Source organism: Methanoculleus sp., assembly GCF_036677455.1.
Classification (GTDB): Archaea; Halobacteriota; Methanomicrobia; order Methanomicrobiales; family Methanoculleaceae; genus Methanoculleus.
This window is the reverse complement of record NZ_JAVBWL010000044.1, coordinates 1-26623: the sequence shown is the minus strand read 5'-3', so window position 1 is coordinate 26623 and position 26623 is coordinate 1. Positions and strand designations below refer to the sequence as shown.

Annotated in this window: 27 protein-coding genes; 16 read left to right on the top strand and 11 right to left on the bottom strand. The window is 63.4% G+C overall.

From position 1 onward, the window contains the following. Nucleotides 1-186: 186 nt before the first annotated feature. From V6K60_RS10570 to V6K60_RS10555, 4 genes are all read right to left on the bottom strand, one after another. Nucleotides 187-2061 carry a sensor histidine kinase gene (locus tag V6K60_RS10570; protein ID WP_332450486.1) on the bottom strand — a complete coding sequence of 625 codons (1875 nt, stop codon included), beginning with the start codon at nucleotides 2059-2061 and terminating at the stop codon, nucleotides 187-189. Beyond that, nucleotides 2058-3938, bottom strand: coding sequence for a sensor histidine kinase (locus tag V6K60_RS10565; RefSeq protein ID WP_332450485.1), 1881 nt, complete (start codon nucleotides 3936-3938; stop codon nucleotides 2058-2060). The genes V6K60_RS10570 and V6K60_RS10565 overlap by 4 nt, the downstream gene beginning before the upstream one ends. Nucleotides 3939-4198: 260 nt before the next feature. Then, nucleotides 4199-5866 (bottom strand): thermosome subunit alpha, encoded by a 1668-nt coding sequence (gene thsA, locus V6K60_RS10560; RefSeq protein WP_332450484.1) that lies wholly within the window; start codon nucleotides 5864-5866, stop codon nucleotides 4199-4201. Between the two features lie 57 nt (nucleotides 5867-5923). Beyond that, entirely contained in the window at nucleotides 5924-6838 is a 915-nt protein-coding gene (locus tag V6K60_RS10555; RefSeq protein ID WP_332450483.1) for a transcriptional regulator, read from the bottom strand. A gap of 47 nt (nucleotides 6839-6885) precedes the next feature. On the opposite strand from V6K60_RS10555, the gene V6K60_RS10550 reads away from it, so the two are divergent. The 5 genes from V6K60_RS10550 (at nucleotide 6886) to V6K60_RS10530 (ending at nucleotide 11635) form a co-directional block, all read left to right on the top strand. Next, nucleotides 6886-8160: a tRNA(Ile)(2)-agmatinylcytidine synthase gene (locus V6K60_RS10550; RefSeq protein ID WP_332450482.1), complete on the top strand. Its 1275-nt coding sequence runs from the start codon at nucleotides 6886-6888 to the stop codon at nucleotides 8158-8160. Nucleotides 8161-8620: 460 nt separating this feature from the next. Further along, nucleotides 8621-9556 (top strand): deoxyhypusine synthase, encoded by a 936-nt coding sequence (locus V6K60_RS10545; protein WP_332450481.1) that lies wholly within the window; start codon nucleotides 8621-8623, stop codon nucleotides 9554-9556. After that, nucleotides 9553-10188, top strand: coding sequence for an orotidine-5'-phosphate decarboxylase (gene pyrF, locus V6K60_RS10540; protein ID WP_332450480.1), 636 nt, complete (start codon nucleotides 9553-9555; stop codon nucleotides 10186-10188). Before V6K60_RS10545 ends, pyrF begins: the two co-directional genes overlap by 4 nt. 113 nt (nucleotides 10189-10301) lie before the next feature. Beyond that, nucleotides 10302-10664, top strand: a complete 363-nt coding sequence (gene nrdD, locus V6K60_RS10535; protein ID WP_332450479.1) for an anaerobic ribonucleoside-triphosphate reductase — start codon at nucleotides 10302-10304, stop codon at nucleotides 10662-10664. Next, nucleotides 10661-11635, top strand: a complete 975-nt coding sequence (locus V6K60_RS10530; RefSeq protein WP_332450478.1) for an adenosylcobinamide amidohydrolase — start codon at nucleotides 10661-10663, stop codon at nucleotides 11633-11635. Before nrdD ends, V6K60_RS10530 begins: the two co-directional genes overlap by 4 nt. A gap of 8 nt (nucleotides 11636-11643) precedes the next feature. Here the strand turns inward: V6K60_RS10530 and V6K60_RS10525 are convergent, their stop codons facing one another. Continuing rightward, nucleotides 11644-11838 (bottom strand): DUF1858 domain-containing protein, encoded by a 195-nt coding sequence (locus tag V6K60_RS10525; RefSeq protein WP_332450477.1) that lies wholly within the window; start codon nucleotides 11836-11838, stop codon nucleotides 11644-11646. Between the two features lie 328 nt (nucleotides 11839-12166). Here V6K60_RS10525 and V6K60_RS10520 point away from each other — a divergent pair, with 328 nt between their 5' ends. Both V6K60_RS10520 and V6K60_RS10515 read left to right on the top strand, forming a co-directional pair. Continuing rightward, nucleotides 12167-13393, top strand: coding sequence for a nucleotide-binding protein (locus tag V6K60_RS10520; protein ID WP_332450476.1), 1227 nt, complete (start codon nucleotides 12167-12169; stop codon nucleotides 13391-13393). Then, entirely contained in the window at nucleotides 13390-13956 is a 567-nt protein-coding gene (locus V6K60_RS10515; protein ID WP_332450475.1) for an RPA family protein, read from the top strand. The genes V6K60_RS10520 and V6K60_RS10515 overlap by 4 nt, the downstream gene beginning before the upstream one ends. A gap of 109 nt (nucleotides 13957-14065) precedes the next feature. On the opposite strand, the gene V6K60_RS10510 is transcribed toward V6K60_RS10515, so the two are convergent. From V6K60_RS10510 to V6K60_RS10500, 3 genes are all read right to left on the bottom strand, one after another. Then, nucleotides 14066-14716, bottom strand: a complete 651-nt coding sequence (locus tag V6K60_RS10510) for a recombinase family protein (RefSeq protein WP_332450474.1) — start codon at nucleotides 14714-14716, stop codon at nucleotides 14066-14068. A 179-nt stretch (nucleotides 14717-14895) separates the two neighbouring features. Next, the gene (ribB, locus tag V6K60_RS10505) at nucleotides 14896-15573 is read right to left on the bottom strand and encodes a 3,4-dihydroxy-2-butanone-4-phosphate synthase (RefSeq protein WP_332450473.1); all 678 of its coding nucleotides are present in this window, start codon (nucleotides 15571-15573) and stop codon (nucleotides 14896-14898) included. Further along, nucleotides 15566-16234 (bottom strand): DUF120 domain-containing protein, encoded by a 669-nt coding sequence (locus tag V6K60_RS10500; protein ID WP_332450472.1) that lies wholly within the window; start codon nucleotides 16232-16234, stop codon nucleotides 15566-15568. Before V6K60_RS10500 ends, ribB begins: the two co-directional genes overlap by 8 nt. Before the next feature lie 122 nt (nucleotides 16235-16356). On the opposite strand from V6K60_RS10500, the gene V6K60_RS10495 reads away from it, so the two are divergent. Genes V6K60_RS10495 through V6K60_RS10480 form a run of 4 tightly spaced genes read left to right on the top strand, consistent with a single transcriptional unit; the run spans nucleotide 16357 to nucleotide 19665 of the window. After that, a complete protein-coding gene (locus tag V6K60_RS10495; protein WP_332450471.1) occupies nucleotides 16357-17067 on the top strand; it encodes a helix-turn-helix domain-containing protein in 711 nt (236 codons plus the stop codon). Then, entirely contained in the window at nucleotides 17061-18113 is a 1053-nt protein-coding gene (locus V6K60_RS10490) for a hydroxymethylglutaryl-CoA synthase (RefSeq protein WP_332450470.1), read from the top strand. The genes V6K60_RS10495 and V6K60_RS10490 overlap by 7 nt, the downstream gene beginning before the upstream one ends. Continuing rightward, nucleotides 18110-19270: a thiolase domain-containing protein gene (locus V6K60_RS10485; protein WP_332450469.1), complete on the top strand. Its 1161-nt coding sequence runs from the start codon at nucleotides 18110-18112 to the stop codon at nucleotides 19268-19270. Before V6K60_RS10490 ends, V6K60_RS10485 begins: the two co-directional genes overlap by 4 nt. 2 nt (nucleotides 19271-19272) lie before the next feature. Continuing rightward, entirely contained in the window at nucleotides 19273-19665 is a 393-nt protein-coding gene (locus V6K60_RS10480; RefSeq protein WP_332450468.1) for a Zn-ribbon domain-containing OB-fold protein, read from the top strand. 108 nt (nucleotides 19666-19773) lie between these two features. Here the strand turns inward: V6K60_RS10480 and V6K60_RS10475 are convergent, their stop codons facing one another. Further along, nucleotides 19774-20697: a class I SAM-dependent methyltransferase gene (locus tag V6K60_RS10475; RefSeq protein WP_332450507.1), complete on the bottom strand. Its 924-nt coding sequence runs from the start codon at nucleotides 20695-20697 to the stop codon at nucleotides 19774-19776. Between the two features lie 43 nt (nucleotides 20698-20740). Here V6K60_RS10475 and hmgA point away from each other — a divergent pair, with 43 nt between their 5' ends. Further along, nucleotides 20741-21949, top strand: a complete 1209-nt coding sequence (hmgA, locus tag V6K60_RS10470) for a hydroxymethylglutaryl-CoA reductase (NADPH) (RefSeq protein ID WP_332450467.1) — start codon at nucleotides 20741-20743, stop codon at nucleotides 21947-21949. A gap of 22 nt (nucleotides 21950-21971) precedes the next feature. Here hmgA and rimI read toward each other — a convergent pair whose 3' ends face one another. Next, entirely contained in the window at nucleotides 21972-22436 is a 465-nt protein-coding gene (gene rimI / locus V6K60_RS10465; protein ID WP_332450466.1) for a ribosomal protein S18-alanine N-acetyltransferase, read from the bottom strand. Between the two features lie 86 nt (nucleotides 22437-22522). Between rimI and V6K60_RS10460 the strand changes: the two genes are divergently transcribed. Beyond that, nucleotides 22523-23785 (top strand): DUF1015 domain-containing protein, encoded by a 1263-nt coding sequence (locus V6K60_RS10460; RefSeq protein ID WP_332450465.1) that lies wholly within the window; start codon nucleotides 22523-22525, stop codon nucleotides 23783-23785. Between the two features lie 48 nt (nucleotides 23786-23833). Continuing rightward, the gene (hisG, locus tag V6K60_RS10455; protein ID WP_332450464.1) at nucleotides 23834-24706 is read left to right on the top strand and encodes an ATP phosphoribosyltransferase; all 873 of its coding nucleotides are present in this window, start codon (nucleotides 23834-23836) and stop codon (nucleotides 24704-24706) included. A gap of 11 nt (nucleotides 24707-24717) precedes the next feature. On the opposite strand, the gene V6K60_RS10450 is transcribed toward hisG, so the two are convergent. Continuing rightward, a complete protein-coding gene (locus V6K60_RS10450; RefSeq protein ID WP_332450463.1) occupies nucleotides 24718-25359 on the bottom strand; it encodes an FmdE family protein in 642 nt (213 codons plus the stop codon). A 299-nt stretch (nucleotides 25360-25658) separates the two neighbouring features. On the opposite strand from V6K60_RS10450, the gene V6K60_RS10445 reads away from it, so the two are divergent. Both V6K60_RS10445 and V6K60_RS10440 read left to right on the top strand, forming a co-directional pair. Further along, entirely contained in the window at nucleotides 25659-26306 is a 648-nt protein-coding gene (locus tag V6K60_RS10445) for a hypothetical protein (RefSeq protein ID WP_332450462.1), read from the top strand. 17 nt (nucleotides 26307-26323) lie between these two features. Then, a partial coding sequence (locus V6K60_RS10440; RefSeq protein ID WP_442919569.1) for a DUF7287 family protein occupies nucleotides 26324-26623 on the top strand: 300 nt, incomplete at its 3' end.

The following is a 26623-nucleotide window of genomic DNA, read 5'->3' as shown; positions in this document are numbered from 1 at the left end:
ATCATAGATCATTAACTATGCGAGGGAACGAGGCGCGCGGTCGATCGACTGACATGCATCCGCCGGCCAGGCCGTCTGCACCGGGCCATCTTCACCCGGGAGAGCGGGGTTTTCATATCGGCGAACACTCATAGACTTCACTCCACGTAAACCTTCGCGATGGGGAAGGGTCGCAGGAAGCGGCCGCTACTCTTCCGGCGCCTTCCGGAGCGTGAACCTGATGACCGTGCCCTCCTCCGGCCGCCCTTCGACCCGGTCCTCCGCCCAGATCCTCCCGCCGTAGCGCGTAACAAGCATCCGGCAGATGTAGAGCCCGAGCCCTTCTCCGGAAAGCGATCCCTTCCCCTTCTGGAAGCGGAGGAAGAGGTTTCCCTTCATCGCATCGGGAATACCCGGTCCGGTATCCTCGATCGAGACCACGACCTCCTCCCCACGTTCCTCGATCCGGACAGCGATATCGACCTCCGGCCCGCCGAACTTCTCCGCGTTCCCGAGCAGGTTCAGAAGAACCTCAGGGAGGAGGTCGTCAGCGATGACGTCGACCGGGCGACCCTCGTACCGGACCGCGGGATGGCCTGCCGCCTGTTCCCGGATCACCCCGTCAAGGTCTACCCGTGTCAGCGCCGCCCCGGCTTCTCTCGCTCTCCGGAGGGTGCCGACGGAGCCGATGATTCGGGAGCTCTGCTCGAGCCGGGAGAGCATCTTTCTCGCCATCTCCTGCCGCTCCCCCTCAAGCTGATCGACGAGGAGCTGAGTATACCCGATAGAAACGGTGTTCGCGTTGTTGATGTCGTGCGTCATGATGTCCAGGAAGAGCGCCGCTGCCCGGTTGGACTCCTCGAGTTCGGCCGTCCGTTCCCGGACCTGGTCCTCAAGCCGGGCGTGGTACTGCTGTGAGACCTCCTCCGACTCACGGAGTCGCCGAATGTTCTCCTTCAAGGAATCGGCCATGACGCCGATGCTCGTTGATAGATAGACGAACTCGGTCCCCGTGGAGATGCGGATCCTGTGGTCGAGATCCCCCCGGGCGATCCGGTTGACGTCGTCGACGATCTCCCGGACGGGCCGGGTGATCCGCCGCGATACCGGGATTGCGATGCAGCAGGCGAGCAGGGACGCGCCGATCACGATGAGGGTATGACTGAGCCGCAACCCTGCGAGCCGGGCGTCGAGGGGGGCGGTGGTGTAGGTCAGCTCAACGATCCGACTCGTATCGGACGGATAGCCGGGATCGGAGAGGTCGACGAGGATGTACCGGGTGAGCGTGCCGGCGACGGTATCCGTCAGTGTCCTGCCTTCTTTTGCTTCAAAAACCTCGACGGCAACCGGGTTGATGGCCGCAGGCTCGACCGGGCCCTCCGACTCGGTCACATTGATGATCCTTCCATAACCGTCGAAGATCCGGATCCCGGTGAGCGCCGGATTCAACTGCATGAGGTCCTCTTGCAGGACCTGGTACCGGGGGTCGTAGCGGTCGGCCCCGACCGAACTGCAGACGAGCCCGAGCTCGAAGAGGTAACGGTGGTCGGACGAGGGATGGTAGGCGTACTTCCGCAGCATCCCGGCTGCCGGCTCGGCAACGACACGATCCGCCTCAAAGGAATCTCCCTGCCGGATCTCCGTGATCCGCTCGTAAAAATAGGGAATCTCCCGGAAATCAAGCCCGAGGTCCGGCAGGTAGGTGGTATACTCAATGACGCCGCTTTGGTTGATGACGTAGATATCCATCTCATCGCCGATCTCCTCCCGGACGCGAGAGAGGTCCATGGCGCCCGGATCACCTCCCCCCCGCTCGTACTCGGCGAGAACCGACCGGAACGCCTCCTCCATCCGGTGATCCAGCGTGCTGTCAAAGAGTCGTAAGCCCGCATCCACAAGCGAGAGCGACTGAACAACACTCTTCTCCGTCTGCTCGCGGAGCAGGGTTTCCCCGGAGATCAACTCCTGTTCGGCCTGCTGGTAGTCAAGGATCGCCATGAGCCCGATCACCGGGAGCGTGATCAGGATCATGATGAGCGCGAGATACACGCCAAACCGGCGGGGTCCACCACCCGCTGTCATGGCTCCCCTCCGGTCCCGGCTCGCCGGAGCGAGAAGCGGATGGCCGTGCCACCCTCCGGCCGGTCCTCAACCCGGATCTCCCCGCCGTAGCGCGTAATGAGCATCCGGCAGATGTAGAGCCCGAGCCCGGTTCCGGACTCCTTGTAGGTCCCCCGGCTCAGGCGTTCGAAGAGCCGCGGTTTTACGGCATCGGGGATGCCGGGGCCGTCATCCTCGACCGAGACGACGACCTCCTCCCCGAGCTCCTCGACCCGGATCGTGATCCCGACCTCCGGCCCCCCGAACTTCACGGCGTTCCCGATGAGGTTCGTGAAAACCTCGGAGAGGAGGTCGTCGGCGAGAACCTCGACCGGACGGCCCGTGTAGGTTATCCTGGCTCCGGGAGAACGTTCGATCTCGGCCCTGATGATCCGGTCAAGGTCGACCGGGCCGGGCGACGGCAGGCCTCCCTCTATATGCTGGATGGTGTTGACGTCCCGGGCGATCTCGATGCTCTTCGCGAGCCCGGCCTTCGCCCTCCGGAGCAACTCGGCCTCGGCCTCCTCCTCGATCTCGGTGGCGAGAAGGTCTGCGTATAAGTTTGCAACGTTGTTGGCGTTGCTGATGTCGTGCCGCATGATGTCGAGGAGGAGGGTTGTCATGCGGTTGGACTCCTCGAGATCAGCCGTCCGTTCACGGACCTGCTCTTCGAGGGTGTGGCTGTGCCGGATGATCGCCTCCTCGGACGCCCGAACCCTCTGTATCGTCTCCTTCAGGGATCCAACCATCGCCGATACGCTCTCACCAAGGTGTACGAGCTCCTCGCTCCCGCCCACCCGGACAGGGTGATCCAGGTCGCCGGAAGCGATGAGATCGACATCCTCGACGAAGTTTCGCACAGGCCGTATCAGAGAGTGCATGGCAACGGCACAGAGGCAGCCGATGAGAGCAAACCCAAACAGCAGAACCCCTCCCTGCCGGGCAAACATTCCCGCGACTTTCTCCTCTGCAGCCTTCGTGGTGTAGGTCAGTTCGACGACCATGCTCATATCGGATGCGTAATCGTTGTCTGATAGGTCGACAAAGAGGTACCGGGTCAGTTCCCTTGCAGTGGCGTTCTCCACCTCGAGCGTGGTCCGCTCCCGGTAAGCCTGCCGAACCAGGGAGAGCCGGCGGTCGTCATCGGGACACTCCTCGCCCACAATCCGTGTACCCAGGCAGTCGAAGATCCTGATCTTCAGGATCTCCGGGTTCAGGTTCACCAGTTCTCTGACGGCATCCCCATACTTCAACGCCATACGGGACTCGTGGAACTCAGACGGTGCAAGGCCGAGCTCGAGGAGGTAGCGGTGGTCGGGGGAGGGCAGATACGCATACTTCCGGAACTCTCCGGTGGGGATCCCGGCAACGACCCTGTCGGCCGAGAAGAAGCCACCGAGCCGGATCTCCGTGATGCGATCATAAAAATACGGGATCTCCCTGAAATCGTAACCCAGTTCGGGAAGGTAGGTGGTATACTCGATAACACCGCTCTCGTTGATGATGTAGATCTCCATCCGGCCGTCGAGTTCCTCTCTGACCCGGGAGAGATCCATAGCGCCGGGATTGCCTTCCGCCCGTTCGTACTCGGCGACGACCGGACCGAACGCCTCCTCCATCTCGTGGTTCAAGGTGTTATCAAAGAGTTTCAACCCCGTATCCACCAGGCCCATCGAGAGGAGGATCCCGGACTCAGTCTGGGCCCGGAGGTCCCTGGTGTTCGCCTCCAGTCCCTGCCAGACCTCAACAGAATCAACGAGCGGGATCAGGCAGATGGCGGGAGTCATCGCGAGCAGAATAGCGGCCAGAAGATAGGCCATGAACGGGATCACGGGCCGATTCAGGCCTTTTACCGCCATTCAAGTACCTCCTCCGCGCTTCGTATGCCCGCCTCCCGCTCCGATACTACTTTAAGAATGGTCTATCCGCAGGTATTTAGCCTGACCGATCTTAAAGCGGGTGAGTCCATTCTGGCAAAGCACTTCTCTCAGATGCCCGAAAGGGTATTGTGGCTCGTAGAAACGAAATCCGGTCTTTGCCGGACTTTGCCGGACGGGGAAAAGAGAGCTCTGGGGCCGGAGATGGCCCCCGGATTGTATCGTTGGTCGGTACGGTGAACTTACATCGGGGGCATGCCCATGCCGCCCATGCCGCCACCCATGCCACCGCCCATGGCGGCCATCTCTTCAGGAGATGGGCCGCCAGACTTGGATGAGGCGATGACGTCGTCGATCCGGAGGATCATAACGGCGGCCTCGGCGGCGCTGGAGACCGCCTGGGTCTTCACCCGCAGGGGTTCGACGACGCCGGTCTCAAGCATATCGCCCGATACCGCGTTGAAGACGTCAAGACCCATGTACTTCGCGTTCTTGCCGCCCTTCTCGTGGGATGCACGGAGCGCGACGAGCATGTCGATCGGGTCAAGGCCCGCGTTCTCGGCAAGCGTCCTCGGGATGATCTCGAGCGCGTTCGCGAACGCCTCGATGGCGAGCTGGGCGCGTCCGCCGACGGTTGCGGCGTATTCACGGAGCCGGAGCGAGAGCTCGATCTCGGGCGCACCGCCGCCGGCGACGAACTTCTTGTCCTCGACGGCAACGCTGACAACCCGGAGAGCATCCTCAATGGCACGGTCAAGTTCGGCAACGACGTGCTCGGTGCCGCCGCGGATGATCATCGAGACCGCCTTCGGGTTCTCACAGCCGGTGACGAAGATCATCTCTTCGCCGGAGACCTTCTTCTCCTCGACGTCGCATGCCTTGCCGAGTTCCTCGGCGGCGATGGCGTCGATGGAGCTGACGATAGCGCCGCTGGTGGCGCGGGCGAGCTTCTCCATGTCGCTCTTCTTGACACGCCGCACAGCGAAGATACCGGCCTTGGCGAGGTAGTGCTGGGCGATGTCGTCGATGCCCTTCTGGCAGAAGAGGACGTTCGCACCGCTTGCGATGACCTTGTCGACGATGCCCTTGATCATCCGCTCCTCTTCATCGAGGAACATCTGGAGCTGGTCGGGGCTCGTGATGCTGATCTCGGCGTCGACTTCGGTCTTCTTGAACTCGACGGCGGCGTTCAGGAGCAGGATCTTCGCGTCCTTGACGTGGCGGGGCATGGCGGGGTGCACACGCTCTTTGTCGATGATCATGCCTTCGACGATCTCGGAGTCCTCGATGGACCCCCCGACCTTCTTCTCGACCTTCACGAAGTCGGTGTCGACGGTGCCGTCAGCGTCAGCGACCATCGTGATTGCCTTGACGACGAGCTCGGTGAGTTTCTCCTTTGCGGCCTCGGCGCCCTTGCCGGTCATGGCGGTGTCGGCAAGCTTCCGGAGCATCACCATGTCGTCGGGCCTGATATCGACGGCGATATCGTTGAGGATCTCCTGCGCCTTATCGGCGGCGACCCGGTAGCCGTGAGCGATGACGGTGGGGTGCACGTCCTGGTCGAGGAGGTCCTCGGCACGCTTCAGGAGCTCGCCTGCGATCACCACTGCAGTGGTGGTGCCGTCGCCGACCTCATCGTCCTGGGTCTTGGCGATCTCGACCATCATCTTCGCGGCAGGGTGCTCGATATCCATCTCTTTCAAGATCGTCACGCCATCGTTCGTGATGACGACGTCGCCGATGGTGTCGACGAGCATCTTGTCCATGCCCTTGGGGCCGAGCGTTGTCCTTACGGCGCTTGCGACGGCCTTTGCGGCTGCAATGTTGCCCGACTGAGCGTCACGACCGCGGGTACGCTGGCTACCCTCTTTCAGAATAAAGATTGGTTGTCCTCCAAGATTTGCTGACATAGGTATCACCGTTGTTAAGCGATAGAAAGGTAGGTTTGTAGTTCTATATAAAGATGCTCACTCGTTTATCATATCTATGAGTTCTGAGCCGTCTTCGAGGGTGCGGAGGTGTTCTTCGCCGATAAGGAGGGTTTTGCCGATCTTCTTCTTTTTCTTATAATCCGTGACGACGCACATGGCAAACGTCTTCGTGATCTGGGATATGTTGCCGATGAGGGAAGCGCGCTTGATGACCTTCTGGGAGGTGCCGTATGCCGTCAGGATCGTATGCTTATCAAAGAGCGCCAGAGCCTGGAACGGGGCCTGCCGCATCGCGTGGATCTCCATTCCCATGCGCTCGAGATCGACGAGGACGTCGCCGGCCGCGGATTCGGGTGGAGCCTCGGGCTCCGGGGAGCGGTAGCCGACGAGCTCGATCGTCTCGACGAGCTGGGCGCTGAAGAGTTCCTCAAGTTTGATGGCGATATCGAGCGTGGTGCCCATCCCGCTCTCGTACTTGCTGATGGTCCGGCGGGAGACCCCGAGGTGCGATGCGAGGTCCCCGAGCGACATCCGGGAGTGCTCCCGGACCTCCCGCAGGAGGTCGCCCTTGATCTTCACGTAGAGGCCGCCGGGGGATGCGTAGACCATCGGTGAGAGTCCTTCGGCGAAGTAGTCGTAGAGGGTCTCGGGGTTGAGGGCAAAGAGCCCGTAGCGGATGTAGACAACACCCCGCTCCAGGTCCGTGTCGCGCGCCCGCTCTCCGACGATGAGCGGGGTGGCCTGGAGGTACCGGGCGATCAGGTTGAGGTCGCGGGCGATCTCGGCGCTCACGCCGTCGATGTGGGAAGCAACTTTGATGATGACCAGGGTGTCGCCTTTCTTCGCGATAAGGTCGAAACTCCTCGGACGGATGTTGCACCGCTCCGAGACGTCGTAGCCTGCAAGGAGCATGATGCTGATGACCATCTGGGTGAGGCGATCCTGTGTCATAACCCGTAAGAATCGATATAGTCGGAGAACATATAAAATATGGGTTCATGTGGATCGGGATCGATGATACAGATTCCCCTGCGGGGATGTGCACCACCTACATCGGGGCGGTCCTGGTGCGGCGGCTCGCGCAGGCCGGCATGCGTATCCTCGATACCCGGCTGGTCAGGCTGAACCCGAACGTCATCCACAAGACCCGGGGAAACGCAGCGGTCTCCATCGAGGTCGCGGGGGATATCGAGGCGGCGTTTGCGCTCGCCTCTGCGTGTGTCGAGGAGCTCGCAGCGTTTGACGCCGCTGCAACCAACCCGGGCGTAGTGGTCTCCCGCGCACGGCCACCGCCGGATTTTTACCACGCGGCGCTCAAAGGGTTCTGCACCGTGGACGAAGCGGTCGAGGTGCTCGAGTCGGTCGGAGCCCGCTACCGCGGCTACAAGAACCGGCGCGGGCTTATCGGCGCAACGGCGGCGATAGCAAGCGATTTTTCCGATAAAACCTACGAACTGCTCGCCTACCGGAAGCGGGAGTCCTGGGGCACCCCCCGGCAGGTGGACGCGGGGAGCCTCTTTTACGCCGAGGAGATGACTTATCCCCACACCTGGGATACGGTGGACCGAGAGAACGGCGTGGTGGTCTGTGTGCCCCATACGCCCGACCCGGTCCTCTTTGGTATCCGGGGGGAGAGCCCGGCATGGGTCAGAAAAGCCGGTTCTTACGTCGATTCCGAGGAACCGGCCTGCGAACAGGTCTACATCACCAACCAGGGGACGGACGCCCACCTGGTGCCGGGGATGGTCGGGGCCCTCCGGGAGGGGCGGTCCTACCTGGTGCGGGGGACAGTCGCCGGGTCCCCGACGACCGGGGCCGGCGGCCACGTCTCCTTCGCCCTCGCAGACGATGGGGAGGAGGTCCGCTGTATGGCCTACGAGCCGACCAAGGGGTTCCGGGATGCCATAAGGGCCCTCATCCCGGGCGACGTGGTGGTCGCGACCGGGAGTTACAAAGGCGGGAGCCTCAACCTCGAGAAACTCGGGGTCGTTTCCCTCGCGGACGCGGTCCGGATCCGCCCGCCGGTCTGCCCGACGTGTGGAAGACGGATGACAAGCGCGGGGAGAGAGAAGGGCTACAAGTGCCGGGTCTGCGGCGGGCGCAGCCGGGAGCCGGAGGTCGAGAGACGGGAACGGCTGCTCCGGCCCGGGTGGTACGAGGTCCCCCCCACCGCCCGCCGGCACCTCGCCCGGCCGCTGGTGCGCGGGATCCCCGCGTGGGAAGAGGCCATGCTCCGGCCGGATCGGGGGTGCGCCAGAGACCCATACCGGTAGTGGGGCCGGAGGATACCCCGTCAATGAAATGGGCTTTACTAAAAAAGATATATAACATAGTAGAGTTAACTTCTTTCTGGTGATCCCGTGCCGACTATCAGCGGCGAAGGAGTACGTGCCGGAACCCTGTTCGCCTCAAATGGTGCCACCCATGGGCGAGCAGGGCCCGGCACGAGACTGTACGGATCCGTAAGTACGCACGGAACGGGGGCGAAGGCAGCATCAAAGATGCCCTTTCCACCTCCCAACCCGAAAGTCCGCTCTAGAGATGCTCCGGTGCATCCGGATCCCGACACGGCGGGACGAGCGGGATCATCCCGTGTCGGATAACCAGTCATCCCCTGTCTGGCAGCGGGGACCCGACCCCCGGGTTCCCGCACAATAGCGACTCTTTTCAAAAGACGATCCATTAACGTGCAATGAAGACCATACATCACTCAAGAGTTGGTGTAACAGTATCATGACCTTCGAGTATGGGGATGCGGTACAACAGGCACGGGTGCGCCCCGGTATGACGGTCGGCGAACTCGTCGACGAACTCGGGAAAGCCGGGGCCTACAACGGGGGGTCCCTGTGGCAGGCAGTCAACATCTACGAGCGGATGCTCCGCGATGAGAAGGCGTTGAAGTTCTTCGGCCTCTCGGGGGCCATGGTGCCCGGCGGTATGGGCGGCATCGTCGCCGACCTCATCAGCCAGGGACATATCGATATCCTGGTCTCGACGGGGGCGAACCTCACCCACGACACCATCGAGGCGATCGGCTGCCACCACTACCACGGAACCTGTCAGGTCTCTGACGCCGAACTCTGTGAGGAAGGAGTTAACCGGATCTACGACATCTTCCTCCCCAATGAGGCGTTCATCCGGTTCGAGGAGTTCATGCAGGACGTCTACTCGTCCCTCCCGGAAGGCTCGACGGTCTCGATCTCCGACCTCCTCAACCGGCTCGGGAGCAGGCTTGACTCCGGGATCCTCGCCGAGGCGGCGAAGGCCGGGGTGCCGGTCTACTGCCCCGCCATCCAGGACTCCATGATCGGGCTGCAGTACTGGCTCTTTTCGCAGACGCACAAGGTCACGGTCAGCGCGTTTGCCGATATGCCCGGGCTCCTCGACCGGTGCTTCGAGGCAGAACGGGCCGGGGCCATCCTCGTCGGCGGCGGTGTCCCGAAGAACTACATCCTGCAGAGCAAACTGATGACCGAGACCGGGTTTGACTACGCGGTGCAGCTCACCGGCGACCGGCCGGACCTCGGCGGCCTCTCGGGCGCGACGCTCGATGAAGCCCGCTCATGGGGCAAACTCACCGGCGAGGCGACCGCCATGACGGTCTACGGCGACGCGACGATCAACCTGCCGCTCCTCGTCGCCGCAACCCTGGAGAGGCTGGAAGAATGACCGAGCTCATCCTCGCCCTCGACGTCCTCGACCGGAAGCAGGCGGGCGCGATCGCGGAGTCCTGTGCACCCTTCATCGACGCGATCAAGATCGGCTACCCCCTCGTCCTCTCGGCCGGCCTCTCCATCGCAAACGACCTCGCCGACTTCGGCCTCCCGCTCATCGCCGACTTCAAGGTCGCGGACATCCCGAACACCAACCGCCTCATCTGCGAGGCGGTCTTCTCCGCCGGCTTTGACGCCGTCATCGCCCACGGGTTCGTGGGAGCGGATGCCGCCCGGACCTGCGTCGAGACGGCGCACAACCAGGGCGGGGCCGCCTACATCGTCGCTGAGATGAGCCATCCCGGGGCGACTGAGTTCTTCCATGACGGCGTGGCCGAACGCCTCGCGACGCTTGCCGTCGCCTGCCGGGCCGACGGGATCATTGCCCCCGCCACCCGCCCGGACCGGATCGTCCGGCTCCGCGAGATCGTCGGCAAGAAGGCGATCTACTCCCCGGGCGTAGGGGCCCAGGGCGGCGACCTCGATACGGTGGCCCGTCTGGTCGACGGGGTCATCGTGGGCAGGAGCATCTACGAAGCAGAAGACCCGGCGGCTGAGGCCGAACGGTTCTCCCGCATCCGCCGGTGATGAGTTCTCCGTTCCGATCCCCCGGGAGATGACGAGCCCTATGAGTGGTCTGAGGCGGATGCGGTGTAAGCCGCATCTGAAGGGTTATATGTTCGCCTGACGATACTGCTATCATGAACTGGAGCCACGAACAGCAGAAACTGGCGGAGAAATACCGGAGCCTCGACGAAATCCCCACGGAAGAGCGGCGGTACAAGTGCCACACCTGCCACTTCGTCGTGGACGAGACACCCTGCCCCCACTGCGGTGAGACAACGCTTGAGATCATGTGCCCGCTTGACCACTGCGACTGCCACCACTCCATCGTCGAGACGATCGACTACTGCCCGCTTTGCGGCCACCCCGTCTGCCCGGAGTGCGGGAGCCACGACGTCGTGCAGATCAGCAGGGTCACCGGATACCTCCAGGATGTTGCCGGCTGGAACGCAGGCAAACAGCAGGAGCTGAAAGACCGGGTTCACTACACGGTCGTATGAGGTATTTTGGCGGGGATACTACTCTTTTCCTGCGCGGCCGGTTCCGGGCGGCGAGCACCGGCATCAACGGCGGCCTTTCCAACGTCACGACAATCCTGAACCACACGGTGCCGCACGATTTCAAGGACGACCCGCCGCGCTACCTTGACCAGCTCGTCGCCCGGCACGGTTTTTTCCGCGACTACTTCGGGCTTATAACCGCCGTCGATATGCGGCACCTCTGCATCCTCCAGTATGACTTCATCACGGTCTTCATCACCGCCGGGGTGACGAACCCGACCGGGGCTGCAACCGCCCCGCGGACCATCAACATCATCGTCCACAGCCGGGAGGGGATGACCGATGCGGCGCTTCTTGAAGCGATCGTCACCGCGACCGGGGCGAAGGCCCAGGCGCTCCACACCCTCGGCTACGACTTCCCCGGCACCACCACGGATGCGGTCGTCGTCGCCTGCGAACGTGACGCCCCCGCTTCGCACCTTCGGTGCTCTTGCTCAGGCCCTGCGGCCCTTCGAACTTCGCACCTTCGGTGCTCGAACTCCGTCCTTTCAGGACATCGTCCGGTACACACTTACGCCGGGCCCCTGACCGAGGTCGGACGACGTGTCCATGCGGCCGTCCTGCACGGTCTCCCGGAGGCCCTCGCACGGCAACAGGGGAAGGTCCGCCGGAGCGATCCGTCGTTCTTCATCTACAGCCGCTACGGCGGGGAACACTGGGTGGAGTGGCAGAAGGAGGGCTGCCCGTACTACCCCTGTCATTTTCCGGGCCAGCGGTGCGATTACTGCTACTGCCCCTGCTACCCCTGCGTTGACGAAGAACTTGGAGAGTGGGTCGAGAGTTCAAACGGCGGCAGGGTCTGGGCATGCACGGGGTGTACGCTCCTGCACGTCCCGGAGATTGCAGATTACGTAAAAAGAAATCCTGAGGCCACTCTCGTCGAGCTCAAGCGCCTCAGGGATCGGGTGTAGGGTGCGGTTCACGCCTCGGCGATGCCGAGGGCGGAGAGCATCTCTTCGAGCGGGACGCCGTGTGCCTGGGCGGCTTCACGGATCGTCTCGTTGTTTGCGATTGCACAGCCAAGGCAACCCATTCCGAACCGGAAGAGAACCTGTGCTGACTCGGGCTTCTCCCGAAGGAGGTCCGCGATTGTACTGTCCGCAGTTACTGCCATGCAGCTGATGTTGTCCCTGCCCCTATTTAACGTTGAAGGAGCGGGCGATCAGAGCGCACGATCCTGACGCAGACCGTGAAACTACGCGCCTGACCGGGCGTGGATCCCTCAACCGGGCAGGACAGCACTCTCTCTTCGGCGAGGAGATGCCTCCTGGTTCTTCTGCCCCGTGCGCACGAGGAGGAAGTGGGAGTTGGAACGCCTGCGGCGCGCTCTTTGCCCATCAACCGCGCCAGCGGGCTTTTCAAGAGGGAGACGGTTTCACTTTCACACCGCGCGCCGAGGATTAATACCCCAACGCGTCAGAGTATAGGCTGGAGATGTATGTATGAGCCTATCAGAGGTAACTGAAAGAATCTCCCGGAAACTTGAAGCGAAAGGCGCACAGCCCGATCGGCAGAAGATCGAATCACGCCTCCGCCGTCTTGTCGAGGAGTTCGGCGTCAACACCGCCGAGGCCGAACGGACGGTGACGGGTGATCTCGCCCGCGAGTATAACCTCACCGGGGTTGGGAGCACCTCCACCGAGCTCCGGCAGATGAGCGAGATCGTCCCCGGCGAGTGGGTGACGATCGAGGGAAAGATTGTTGCACTGACCCCGTCACTCTCACCCTCGATCGCGCAGAACGGGATCATCGCCGATTCGAGCGGCGCCATGCGCTTCGTCGCCTGGGCCCGGGGGGACCCCCCTGCAATGGAGTACGGCCACTGGTACCGGATCGAGTCCGCGGTCGTCGACGAGTACAAAGGTGCACCGAACCTGAAGATCCACTCAGGGACCACCATCGCCCGGATGGAGAAGGATGCGCCGCTCCTCCCCTCGATCACGCCGATCGCGGAACTGAAGCCCGGTGTCGGGAGCGTGCGGGCCAAGGTCATCCAGAACTGGGAGGTCTCCCACGACCGGATGCTCCAGACGGGGCTCCTCGGCGACGAGACCGGCACCATCAAGTTCGTTATCTGGAAGGAAGAAGGGAAGGATAAACTGGAACTTGATACGGTGTACAATATCTTCTACGCCACCGTCGACGAGTACAACGGCAGGCTCTCCCTCGCCCTGAACACCGCGATGTACATATCCGACGAGGGGGACATCGAGGTCGGGCGAAACGAGACCGAGATCCAGGGTGCGCTCGTCCATATCGCTCCCGGCTCGGGCCTGATCAAGCGCTGTCCCGTCGAGGGCTGCAACCGGACCCTCTCCCGGCAGAACTACTGCCCGGTGCACGAGATCCAGCCCGAGTTCCGCTACGATCTCCGCCTGAAGGCGGTCCTGGACGACGGCATACAGGCGAAGAACATCCTGATGCAGCGCGAGGTCGTCGAGCGGCTCGCGGGGATCACCCTCGACGAAGCCGTCGGGATCGCAGAGACGAACCCGCTTGGTATGGACGAGATCTTCTATCGCATCAGGAACGCGGTGCTCGGACGCTACTACACCTGCAGCGGAAACGAGTTCGGCGGCAGGCTGCTCGTCGACTCCTGCAGCCCGGCCACGTTCAAGCCCGAGGAACTGGCTGGCCTGCTGAACCGCGCCGGGGGTGAGGCGGCATGAAACCCCAGAGCGCATTCGAACGCGAGCCGGCCCGGCGGGTCTTTGCAAACGAACTCCGGGAGACCCGTGTCCAGTTCAAGGAGGGCGAGGACGAGAAAAGCCCGACCTATGTCCTCCTCCCGAGCGGCATCCGGAGCAACCGCATCTTCATCGTCGGGACCCTCACGGAGAAGCAGCGGCAGGGAGACCAGAACATCTTCTACCGCGGACGGGTGGTCGACCCGACGGGGACGTTCTTCATCATGGCCGGGTCCTACCAGCCTGAGGCGATGCAGCAGCTCGCCCGGATCGAGCCGCCCGCCTTCGTCGCCGTCGTGGGGAAACCGAACCTCTACACGACTCCCGACGGGACCTGCCTGGTCTCGGTCCGTGCGGAGTCGATCTCGGTCGTGGACCACGAGACCCGCGACCTCTGGGTGCTCGATACCGCACGCGAGACCCTGGACCGGCTCGACGCCTTCGGGACCACCGACGACTCAAGAAAGGCCCAGGAGGAGTACGGGACGCAGCCCGACGTCTACCGGAAGATCGTCTACGACGCTCTCTCCCAGGTGCAACTGTAGAGGCACGTTCTTACTCCAAAAACTTTTTTTATAGGGCCGATCCGAAAAAGAGGCCTGCTTTACCCGATTCGGGAGCCGCACATTCCTGCTTGCAGTCTGATCCCGGGACTTACTCCACCGGTCCTTCCGCCGACCCCTGCCGCCCCCCCTTCCACTCGCCCTTCAGTTCAGGATAGTTTGCCAGGATCTTGCTGACCGTGCTCCTGCTGACGTCGAACATCCGGCAGATCTGGCTGATGCTTGTCCCGGCCTGCCGTACCGTGAGGAGGGCCTCGACCTGACCCTCGTTGAGGGCTCTCGGTCTTCCTATTGGCCGCCCGCCCCCTTTCTCCGCCTTCTTTGCCACCGGCGGGGCAGCCTTCCGGGCGCTCTCCCGGTACCGGTCCATATACCCAATAAAATTGCCGATGGCCTCCCTCCTCTGCTCCGGATCGTCGCGGAACCCGAAGAAATCGTTGTTCACGCAGTAAACCGTATAGTGGTCGTTCAGGATTTTGAGGGCCGCAAGCCCGAGATCCATGTCCCTCGCAAGATCCGCAAGGTCGTAGATGACGATCTCAGGGCAGTTATTTTCGGCGCAATACTCCAGCATCTCGACAAAGCCCTTCCGCTTCTCGGGAGGCGCTGCATTTGCCCGGTGGTCATGGAAGATATTGAGAATCTGAAATCGATATTTACAATAATTCTCGACTTCACTCTTTTGTGCTGTGAAATCCCCCTTCTTTTTCGTATTCAAGTATGCCACGGCATCTCTTTTCATCCGTTTATGATGCCGTATAATTGTATATAGTATTTTTGGAAACGCACGAACGGCACTGTCTTACGGCATCCCGGAGGAGTCTCATGCTTATTTCGACACCATCCCGGGGATGTGCAAAAAAGGCCCTCCCAAAACATTTCGGGAGGGAGGAACCACGAGGTTTGAGTGGGAAAAGGGGGTCAGATCTCTGGCTTTCGAGACTCCCAGCGGTCCAGGACGTCCTGCCCCTCGACGAAGACGAGCCCGTGCCTGCGTGCATACTCAGCCGCATCCTCCTTCTTGAGGGCAAATCCCGTCTCGTCATCCAGCATCTCGCATATCGTGACTGCCGGAGTGATGTTCGCCATGGCCGCAAGCGCGATCGAGAGCTCGGTCTGCCCCCGCCGCTCGTCGAGCAGCCGGTCGGCGGCCCGGAGGAGCGCCATATGGCCCGGCGTCCGGAAGTGCGCGGCAAAGTCGTGGCCTCCGCCGTTGAGCGACTTCCTCACCTCTTCTGCGATGGCGGTGACCGTCAGGGCACGGTCGCGGTCCGTGACCCCCGTATAGGTCTCCCGGTGGTTCACCCAGAGGGAGAACGACGAGTGGTTCTTCGGGTCATAGGGGACCTCGCCGTCCTTCTCGACGAGACTGCAGGCCCGCAGGACATCGTGCGCAAACGGCAGACCGAGCCTTTTTGCCGCCTCGGGGTGCACCGCCGTGCAGATCAGCCCGCCGCCGTCTTTACGCATCTGCCGGATGTGGGCAGGGGTGACGGCATCCGACCGGATAGCAAAATCGGTCTCGCGCTCCCGGTTGTCAAAGTCGTATAACAGGACGAATTCGCCCCTCGCGAGGGCCTGTATGGCTGCATCAATCATGGCTAATCTCCACCTCGATCGTATCGTTATCGTTGAGGTTCAGGACTTTACGGAGTTCGCACCCGGCGATCACCTCGATGATGTCTTCCGGGTAGTGCGTGCGGGACGGCTCGACGATCGCGCATCTCCGGCCGTCGATACGGCAGGGAAGGACCCTTGCGCCGCCGAACGTCCGCTCATCGGCAGTAAAACCCGGAACGTCGATCCACCCGGCGTGGTCGAGATGCTTCCGGGCCTGGACGCTCGCCGCATCGAGCCGGATGTTCAGGGTGCCGGGGAAGGGTTCGAACCCGAGGCATCCGCCGAACTGCTCCTTGTAGTGGGGGATGCTCATGTAGTAGCGCCCCTCGCCGAGGCCGCTGATCACGGCCCCGGTGAGGACGTACTGCCTCTGCTCCGGGTTGAATATCCTGACATAATCCGTGTATTCCCGTTTCAACGCCTGTTCACCCTCCCGGGTGACGGCGACATACTGGCCGTCGGGTTTCATCGACCGGATGATGAACTGCTGCCGCTCAAGCGCGATCAACCGCCGGGATGCGGTCTGTGGACTGATGCCGAGTTCGTTTCCGAGCGACTGCGATGAGAGCCAGATCGGGCCCCGGCACCCGCCGAGCAGGGCGATCGTCTTTAAGGACTGCAGGTCTTCCGCTTCAACCATTATACCATAATTGAGATGCATACTATATACGGGTTGTGCAACGATCCCGGCCGGGACCGACTTCGTGAAATGTCGAAGCGGTATACGCTAATTTATTAAGTCAGAGTGGTAACACTACCAGTATGAAATCCGGAGTGCGGCATCAACTCGCCGAGAAAATGGCAGGAGAGATCACGCTCTCGGACTCACCGGGTCAGGCCCTCAAGAAGTGGCGGCAGAGTTTCAACATTCCTCCGGGAGTGCTCGCCGAGCGCCTTGAGGTCTCACCTTCAGTTATCAGCGATTACGAAAGTGGGCGACGAAAAAGTCCGGGAACCGCCATCGTCGGCAAGATTGTCGACACGATCCTCGCGATCGACGAGGACAACGGTGGTCGGTTCATCAACAAATTTGCAAAGATCCTGTACAGCGAATTCGACGAAGATGTCATCTACGACATCCACGAGTATGCCTCCCCCGTGAGCCTTGCCGAGTTTGCCGAGGCCATCGGCGCCACGACACTCTGCGGCCCGATGGACCAGACGGTCTATGGGTATACGGTGATCAACAGCCTCAATGCGATTCTCCAGCTCTCTTCGAGCGAGTTCAACCGCATCTACGGCTGGAGCACGGAACGTGCTCTCATCTTCACCGAGGTCTCAACCGGGAAGTCTCCCATGGTGGCGATCCGTGTCACACCGTTCAAACCCCGCTGCGTGGTGCTGCAGGGCATCAGCCCGGGAGAGGTCCACCCACTGATCCCGGGGCTTGCCGAGCGCGACCGGATCACCGTCCTCTGCACACAGATGGATGTCCAGACGATCATCAGTTCACTACGAGGAAAGTTATGGTAGGCATCTATTCATACGGCGTCTACATCCCGCGCTACCGGATAAAGATCCCGGAGATCACGCGGGTATGGGGCGGCAATGCAAACGACGTCATGAGAGGTCTCGGGGTCTTTGAGAAGTCCGTCCCCGATCTCGATGAGGATACCGCAACGATCGCCGTCGAGGCGGCCCGCGCCGCCATGCGCCGGAGGACCATCGACCCCGAGGCGATCGGGGCCGTTTACGTGGGAAGCGAGTCCCACCCCTACGCGGTCAAGCCCACGGCCTGCACGGTCGGCGAGGCGATCGGGGCGACCCCGAACATGACCGCCGCGGACTACGAGTTCGCGTGCAAAGCGGGGACTGCAGGCATCCAGACCTGCATGGGCATGGTCAAGAGCAGGATGATCCCGTTCGGACTCGCCATCGGCGCCGACGTGGCGCAGGGCGCTCCCGGGGACGCGCTCGAGTACACGGCGGCGGCCGGCGGGGCTGCGTTCGTCATCGGCGACGAGAACACCATCGCCGATATCAACGAGACCTGCTCCTTCACCACCGACACACCCGATTTCTGGCGGCGCGAAGGGCAGAACTACCCCCGCCACGGCGGTCGGTTCACCGGTGACCCGGGCTACTTCAAGCACGTCCAGGGCGCCGCACGGCTGATGTTCGAGAAGGTGGGGACGGACCCGAAGGACTACGACTACGCCGTCTTCCACCAGCCCAACGCGAAGTTCCCGCAACGGGTGGCAAAGATGCTCGGCTTTACCGACGAGCAGATCCGGCCCGGCCTCGTCGTCCCGCGGCTCGGGAACACCTACTCGGGGGCATCGATGATCGGGCTTGCGGCGACGCTGGATGTGGCAAAGCCGGGCGACCGGATCTTCGTCACCTCCTTCGGCTCGGGGGCCGGGAGCGACGCCTTCGATATCACGGTCAACGATACCATCGACTCCGCGGAGTTCGACCGGACGGCGGCGCCGACGGTGGAGAAACTCCTCGCGAACCCGATCTACCTCGACTATGCACTGTATGCCAAACACAAGGGAAAGATCGTGATGCAGAAATGAGAGATGTAGCAGTAATCGGTGTAGGGTGCACGGAGTTCGGGGAGCACTGGAGCACCTCGTTCCGCGACCTCTTCGTCAAGGCAGGGGCGCTGGCGCTTGAGGATGCCGGGCTCTCCGGCGAGACCCTCGACGCACTCTACGTGGGGAACATGAGCGCAGGAAGATTCGTCGAGCAGGAGCACATCGGTGCACTGATCGCGGATTACGCGGGGCTTGCAACGAACCACACCGCTTCGACGAGGGTCGAGGCGGCCTGCGCCTCCGGCGGGCTTGCCTTCCGGCAGGCGGTGATCGCGGTCGCAAGCGGCATGGAAGATATCGTGGTCGCTGCGGGCGTCGAGAAGATGACCGATGTCGGGACCGGGGCGAGCGTGGATATGCTCGCGAGCGCCGCCGACCGTGAGTGGGAGGGGTTCGCCGGGGCGACCTTCCCCGGGCTCTACGCGATGATCGCAAACGATTACATGCACCGTTACCCGCTCACCCGGGAGCAACTTGCCCAGGTTGCAGTCAAGAACCACGAGAACGGCGCGAGAAACCCGATTGCCCAGTTCCGGAACCGCATCACCGTCGATACGGTCCTCAACTCCTCGCTCGTCGCCGATCCCCTGCGGCTCTTCGACTGCTCGCCGATCACCGACGGTGCGGCGGCTGTCGTCGTGGTGCCGCTCGACCGCGCCCGTGAGTTCACCGACTCACCGGTGCGGGTGCTTGCAAGCGCCCAGGCGAGCGACACCATCGCGCTCCACGACCGGCGGGACATCTCGACCCTGGACGCCACCGTGGCGGCAGGGAAGCGGGCGTTTGCCCAGTCCGGCCTTGTCCACAAGGATATCGACCTCGTCGAGGTCCACGACTGCTTCACGATCGCCGAGATCTGCGCGATCGAGGACCTCGGGTTCTGCAAGAAGGGCGAGGCGGGGAGGCTCACCGCAGAGGGAGCGACAGCCCTCGGCGGGGAGATCCCGGTGAACACGAGCGGCGGCCTGAAGGCCTGCGGCCACCCGGTCGGTGCGACGGGGATCAAGCAGATCTGCGAGGTCGTCACCCAGCTCCGCGGCGAGGCCACGGGCCGGCAGATTGACGCGGAGGTCGGTATGACCCACAACGTCGGCGGCACCGGTGCGACGGTCGTCGTGCACATCCTGGGGGCCTGAAGATGTCGGTTTCACGGTTCTGGAGAAAGATCCCACAGCGCTACAACCTGGTCGGGACAGAGTGCACGACCTGCGGGCGGTACTTCTTCCCGCCCCGGTCGCTCTGCCCCGACTGCCGGAGGAGCGGCAAGATCGTCGACCACCGGTTCAACGGCGAGGGGACGGTCGTCACCTACACGGTGATCCGGTCGGCAAGCGACCAGTTCGAGCACACCACCCCCTTCGTCCTTGCGATCGTCGAACTCGACGAGGGGCCGAGGCTCACCACCCAGGTGGCCTGCCTCCCCGAAGAGGCGAGGATCGGGATGCGGGTGAGAAGCGTCTTCCGCCGGGTGGCGGCGGACGGCGAGAGCGGCACCATCCACTACGGCACGAAGTTCGTGCCGGTGGAGTAACCCTTCATTCTTTCCCCGGCTTTGCGCGAGATCACGCTCTATACCCTCCGAATCAGGCAAAGCCGGGGACCCAAAAGAGTCACATAAAAACCCCGGAGCAAAAACCCCTTACCGCTCCTCTTTTTCCACCACAATATCATACACGGCGTGCCACTTCCCCGGCGAGTAGGTCCTGACCCGCCGCTCGGCGACCTTTCCGCCGGTGACCGCACGGATCAGGGGGAGGAATTCGCCCTCTCGTTCCTCGAGCGCGTAAAGGTGGATCGTCCCGCCGTCCCGGCAGAGCGCCGCTGCCGTCGCGAGGAACTGCGGCGCGGCCAGGGGGAGGTTCATGACGATCCGGTCGAAGGGGCGAAACCCGAGCCGGGCGAGGTGGACGGCGTCCGCGAGCACCGGGATGACGTTTGTTGCCCGGTTGAGCGCGATGTTGTGGACCAGGAGGTGGACCGCGGCGGGGTTGAGGTCTGCGGCGACGACGAGTCCCGCCCGGCGGGAGAGGGTGATCGCGAACGGCCCGACGCCGGCGAACATATCGAGCACCCGCTCCCCTTCCGCCATCGTCTCGAGGACCCGTTGCCGCTCGGTCGAGAGCCGGGCCGAGAAGTAGGCGAGGGCGAGGTCCACGTCGAAGGAGAACCCGTATTCGGTCACCCGCGTGCGGGTGGACGGAACCCCGGCGAGGACGGCGAACCGGCGGGTGCGGTACTCCCCCTCGACCGGGCCTGCCGGGAAGAGGACCGTCTCGAGGGAGGGGCGGGAGGCGAGCAATCGCTCTGCGCCCCCCGGGTCGTTCTCCTGCATGATGGCGATCCCGCCCACCAGCTCGTGGCGGGGAAGTTCTGCACGCTCCGGCACGGCCTCGAACTCGCACCGTGTGGCGCCGGGAACCTCTTCGGTCACCGGGAAGAGGATGGTCTCCCCCTCGGGGCGCGGCTTGTAGCGCCGGTCGAGGAGCCCCTCCTCAAGCAGCCGGCGCCGTCTCGCTTCGGCCTCTCGCTTCGGCACCGCAAGGCACCACTGTTCCCCATCCAGATCGACCACCAGCCATCTTTAGGTATGCGTCCTCATACTATTCATGGATGATTACGTCAGGAGGCTGAACGACGGCTCCCTCAAACTCTACGCGCTCGAGAAGGAACTTCCGCCGGAAGAAGCGGTCCGGGTGCGGCGGACGTTCATCGAGGGCGAGACCGGCGCCGCCCTCCCGAAGGTCGGATCGTTTTCTATCGATATCGACCGGGTCGTGAAGCGCAACATCGAGAACATGATCGGCACGGTGCAGGTGCCGCTCGGTGTCGCGGGGCCGCTCCAGGTGAAGGGCGAGTATGCCGCCGGGTCCTACTACCTCCCGCTCGCCACGACCGAAGGGGCGCTCGTCGCCTCGGTGAACCGCGGGTGCTCGCTCATCACCCGGGCAGGGGGTGCGGATGTGCGGATCATGCGGGACGGGATGACCCGGGCGCCGGTCTTCGCCGCCCGCGACGTCGGCCACGCCCATGATGTGGCTGCCTGGGTGGAGGAGCACGCGAGAGAGATCCGGGCGGCCGCGGAGAGCACCACGAAACACGGGCGGTTCCTCGACGCCGGGACCTACGTCGCGGGCACCAGCGTCTTCGTCCGGCTCGAGTTCGAGACCGGGGACGCCATGGGCATGAACATGGTGACGATCGCAGGCCAGAAGGTCGGCGAACTGATCGAACGGGAGACCGGCGCCCGGCTCGTCGCCCTCTCCGGGAACATGTGCGCGGACAAGAAACCGGCGGCGATCAACCTGGTCCGGGGCCGGGGGAAGACCGTGGTCGCGGGCGTCCGGCTCACCGACGCGATGATCGCCGACCTCCTGAAGACCGATGCGGCGACCCTCATCGAGGTCAACTACAGGAAGAACCTGGTGGGCTCGGCGCGGGCGGCCTCGTTCGGGTTCAACGCCCACGCGGCAAACGTCGTCGCCGCTGTCTTCATCGCCTGCGGGCAGGACGCGGCGCACGTCGTCGAGGGGAGTTCCGCGATCACCACCGCCGACCGGGTCGACGGCGGGGTCTACGTCTCGGTCACCCTCCCGTCGCTCCCGGTCGGGACGGTCGGCGGCGGCACGGGGGTCGATACCCAGCACGAGTGCCTTGCGATGCTCGGCGTCGCCGGGGGCGGCGACCCGCCGGGAGCCCATGCGAAGAAGTTTGCGGAGATCGTCGCCGCCGGGGTGCTCGCCGGGGAACTCTCCCTCCTCGGCGCCCTCGCGGCGCAGCACCTGGCCCGGGCTCACCAGGAGCACGGTAGGGGATAAGAAGAGAATGCGGTTCCGGTTGTCAGAACCGGAACCACTTCATCATGACGATGGCATCCTCCTCGTTTGCGTAGTAACCGGTGATCTGGAAGACCGCCTGGTAACCGAGACGGCAGTAAAACGCCTGGGCGCCGGTGTTGGTGACCCGGACCTCGAGCTGGACGGCGCTCGCGCCTAAGACGGCATACTCCTGTTCCAGGCGGTGGATGAGGTGCTGCCCGATCCCCTGGCGCCGGTATCCCGGGGTGACTGCGAGGTTCATGATGTGCCCGTAGACCTCTTCCCCGGTGTCCTCGATGCCTCCTGCGACGAACCCGGCCAGGTCTCCGTTATTTCTGGCCACAAAGAACGTCTCCGGGTAGTATGCAAGCGCTTCCCGGAACGTCCGTTCGTCCCAGGGATCGACGAACGCCACCTTCTCGACGGCAACTATCTGCGGAATATCTACGGGTTGCGCCCGGTGAATGGTGAGTTGAAGCGGCATCATCGTTACCGATCGCTCCCTCATGGAGTGCCTTATCTAATATAGTCTCAAGAGACAAAATAGTAGGCACCTACGACTGGTGGTATATTATGGTTCAACTATATCGTTTTGCGGCGGTCCGTCCGGGGCAGCAATACGCCGAAGAGATCCCTTCCGTGCCCTACGATGTGGTGACGGCAGAGGAGGCCCGGGAGTGTATCGAGAAGAACCCTCTGAGTTTCCTGCGGGTCAGCCGGCCCGACGCCGAACTCCCCGACCTCCCCCCGCACGACGACCGGGTCTACCAGCGGGCGCGGGAGGTCTTCGACGGCATGCTCGAAGACGGTCTGATGGAGCGGGATCCCGAGCCCGGGATGTACGTCTACCGGGCCGTCCAGGACGGCGAGGAGTTCGTGGGGCTGGTCTGTTGCGTGGGAACAGAGGACTACGAGAACCGGCGGATCCGGCGGCATGAACTCACCCGGTACGACAAGGAGGAGGACCGGACCCGGCATATCGACGCGGTCAGCGCCAACACCGGCCTCGTCTTCCTGCTCTACCGCGACCCCGGCGAGATCTTCCCCTACGTCCACTCCCTCATCGGCGGGGCGGGGCCGGACGGGAGCACCACGACCGCCTCGGGCGTGCTCCACCAGGTCTACCGGGTCACCGACGATGCGGCCCTCTCCCGCCTCGAAGACCTCTTTGCGAACGTTCCGGAGACCTACATCGCAGACGGGCACCACCGGGCCAAGTCGGCGGTGAACGTGGCGGAACGGCGGCAGAGCGAGGGAAGGTTCTCCGAAGAGGCGGGGAAGTTCATGGTGGTCCTCTTCGCCCACGACCGGGTCCGCATCCACGGCTACAGCAGGCTCGTCACGGACCTCGGCGACTACACCCTCCCGGGCCTCGTCGACGCGCTCTTCACGGCGGGCTGGGAGATCCGCCCGTACGGGAAGGTCGACGCTTCCGGGTACCAGATCACGCCGCTCACGACCGGGGATGAACCGATGCACGTCATGCATTTCTACCTGCAAGGGACCTGGTACGAGGTCTCCCGGCCGGTCGCCGACCCCACCGACCTGATCGGGTCGCTCGATGTCTCGGTGCTGCAGAAGGACGTCCTCGAGGGGATGCTCGGCATCGCCGACCCCCGGGGCGACCCGAGGCTCCACTACATGGGCGGGGCGAAACCGCTCTCCGCCCTTGAGAGACTCGTGGACTCCGGGAAGTACGCCTTTGCCGTGGCCATGCAGCCGGTCCGGGTCGAGACGGTGCTCGCGATAGCCGATGCAAACGGCGTCATGCCCCCGAAATCAACCTGGTTCGAGCCGAAACTCCTCTCGGGGCTCGTCATCCACACCATCGACTGAAAAACTATATCACCACATTTAACCCTTTTTCCGCCCGATCACCTCTTCATGATAACGATCGCTCTCCCGAAGGGGAGTCTCGAAGCCCAGACGCTCCAGCTCTTCAAGGAGGCGGACCTCGAGGTTCGGCGGACCGACCGCGACTACAACCCCCGGATCAACGACCCCCGGTTCGGGAAGGTGAAGATCCTCCGGCCGCAGGAGATTCCGCTCTACGTCCAGATGGGCTACTTCGACCTCGGCATATCAGGGCTCGACTGGGTGCAGGAGAGCGGCGCCGACGTCGCCGAGGTTGCGAACCTCTCCTACAGCAAGACCGGCGACGGGAACGTGAAGATCGTGGTGGCGGTCCACCGCGACGAGCCGATCGACGGCGTCGCCGCCATCCGGCCGGGGAGCCGGGTGACGACCGAGTATCCCCGGCTCACGGAACGGTTCTTTGGGGATCTCGGGGTCCCGGTCAGGCTCTTCCCCTCCTACGGCGCCTCGGAAGCGAAGGTTCCCGACCTGATGGACGTCGTCGTCGATCTCACCGAGACCGGGAGCACGCTCAGGAAGAACGGGTTGAAGATCATCGGGCAGATCATGGAGTCCCATACCGCGCTCCTCGCAAACCATGAGTCACTCCGGGACCCGGAGAAGCGCCGGGAGATCGAGGAGATCACGACCCTTCTCCTCGGGGTGATCGAGGCACGCCACCAGGTGCTCCTGACGATGAACGTGCCCTCGAGCGTGCTCGACCGCGTCATCGAGGTCCTCCCCGCGATGAAGAAGCCCACCGTCAGCAGGCTGCACGGCATCGACTACTTCAGCATCCAGACGGTGGTCCAGAAAGGGCTCGTCAACGGCCTTATCCCGTCGCTCAAGGCCGCAGGCGCCGAGGATATCCTTGAGATCCCGATCACAAAAATAGTGCGGTGAGGAGGAGCCCCTCAGCAGCGCCGGGAGTACTCCGTCGAGCAGGCGTAACAGACGAGTTCGCCGTCTTCGACCCGGAGACGGGACTCGGCGGTCAGCTCGCCGCATCGTGCGCACGGCACCGACCGGAAGATCCGGGCCCGCTCCGGGATATCGACGTCGACCGCCTGGATGGTGAAGAGTTGCTCGGCGGGCAGGTCGAGGATCGCCTCGACGACCCGGTCCGTCCGCTTGCGGAACTCGGCCCACTCCTCGTCGGGGACCCGGCCCTGCATCACCCGCGCCCGGAGTGGGGCGAGGGCGGGGTCGAGAGAGTCGGTGTTAAACGACGGGTGTCCGGCGATGCGGACCGCTTTGCCGGTCTGGCGATTGATGAACGTAAAGGCGTGCTTGCCGTGGTCCTTGAAGAAGAGGTTTCCTTTCCCGACGGTGCATCCCGTCAGGACCTGGATGGCGTCGACGCCGCAGGCGTCGGTCTCGGCGATGGTGACGAGTTCCTCGTCCTCGGCCCGGCCGGAACGGAGCCGCTCAAGGGCGGTCTCGGCCGCCCGGTACCCCAGCGCGAGACCGGGGCAGACATGACCGTGGAAGGCGGCCGCTTCGGCGAACCGCCTGTGTCCTTCTCCCGGTGTGCCGGGGGGTGTGGTAGTACACATATGTTTATCCTGCACAATCTGTTGTTACGAACTTGCGGTTAAATCTTACGAAACCACGGCGGAGGCCGCGGGCCGGCCTCTCCAGTATATATAGACCGGGGCGTCCCGGGCCGAGAAAGCGCACACCGGGCGAAATGTTTTTGCCGCCGGGTACCCGCACGTTTCCCATATCCGGCCCGAACGGCAGAACGTTGACGGGGTAAGTGAGATGGTTATATATACACCATCGTGTATAATGACTGCTCTACCTCAACAGCCGTCGGTTGAATCCGGCGGCTCGTGGCATGAAGGAGTCCTGGATGTCCCCACAATGGTCCGATGCAGTTCGCACGAAGGTCAGCGATATCAGCCTTGCCCGTATCGGTCGGGAGGTCCCCTGCTTTGAGACGATACGGGCCCCGGGGGGCGTTCTGGCCCTTCTTGCCGCACTCTGCATCTTCTGCACCGTCTGCGGCTGCCTCGGTGCGTCCCCGTCACCGTCGGGCGGCGGCATCACCCCCGTCGACCTGCCGGAACCGCCGGGGACCTCCACCCTCTCCGATGCTCTCGCGGAACTGGACCTCCTCGAGGCCGAAGGCGGCCTCAACCTCACCGGCACCACGACGCACCAGGTTCTCGGGACCGGCGTTGGTCCTGACGGCCAGGCCGCCACCTGGGCGCTCGGCCTCCGGGACGGGGAGGAGATCCGCTGGGTCACGTTCGGTATCACGGGCTGGAAGGAAATATCGCTCCGGGCTCCCCTGCCCGCGGAGGAGGTGAACCTCACCGGGGTTCTCGCCCCGGAGGAACTTCTCGCGGATGAGACCCTCTCGGCCGCGATGACGGAACTCGGTGCCGATACAGTCGATCTCGCGCTCGCGGAGGGGGTCTACACCGTCACCGTCCGCTCGGATGCGGGGATGGAGACCCTCGCGTTCCGGGCGGATACCGGGGAGGTGGTCGTATAAGGACAGCGGATGACGGGGTGCTCTCGCTTGACTTTCTCGTGGGGTTCACAATCTTCATGCTCGCCCTGATCATGGTGGTGAGCATGGTGCCGGGGCTCCTTGCCGGCCTCGAGAGCAGCGGGATCGACTACGACGCCGTCGCCTACCGGACCGGGGTGATCCTGGTAGAGGACCCCGGCTGGCCGGTCTATCCGCCCTGGGAGATGAATGGTCCGGGCCATAAGGATGAGATCGAACGGATCGGCCTTGCGGTCTCGAAGGAGACCCCGAACATCCTCCTCTCGACGAAGGTGGAGAAGTTCTTTGATGGATCGTTC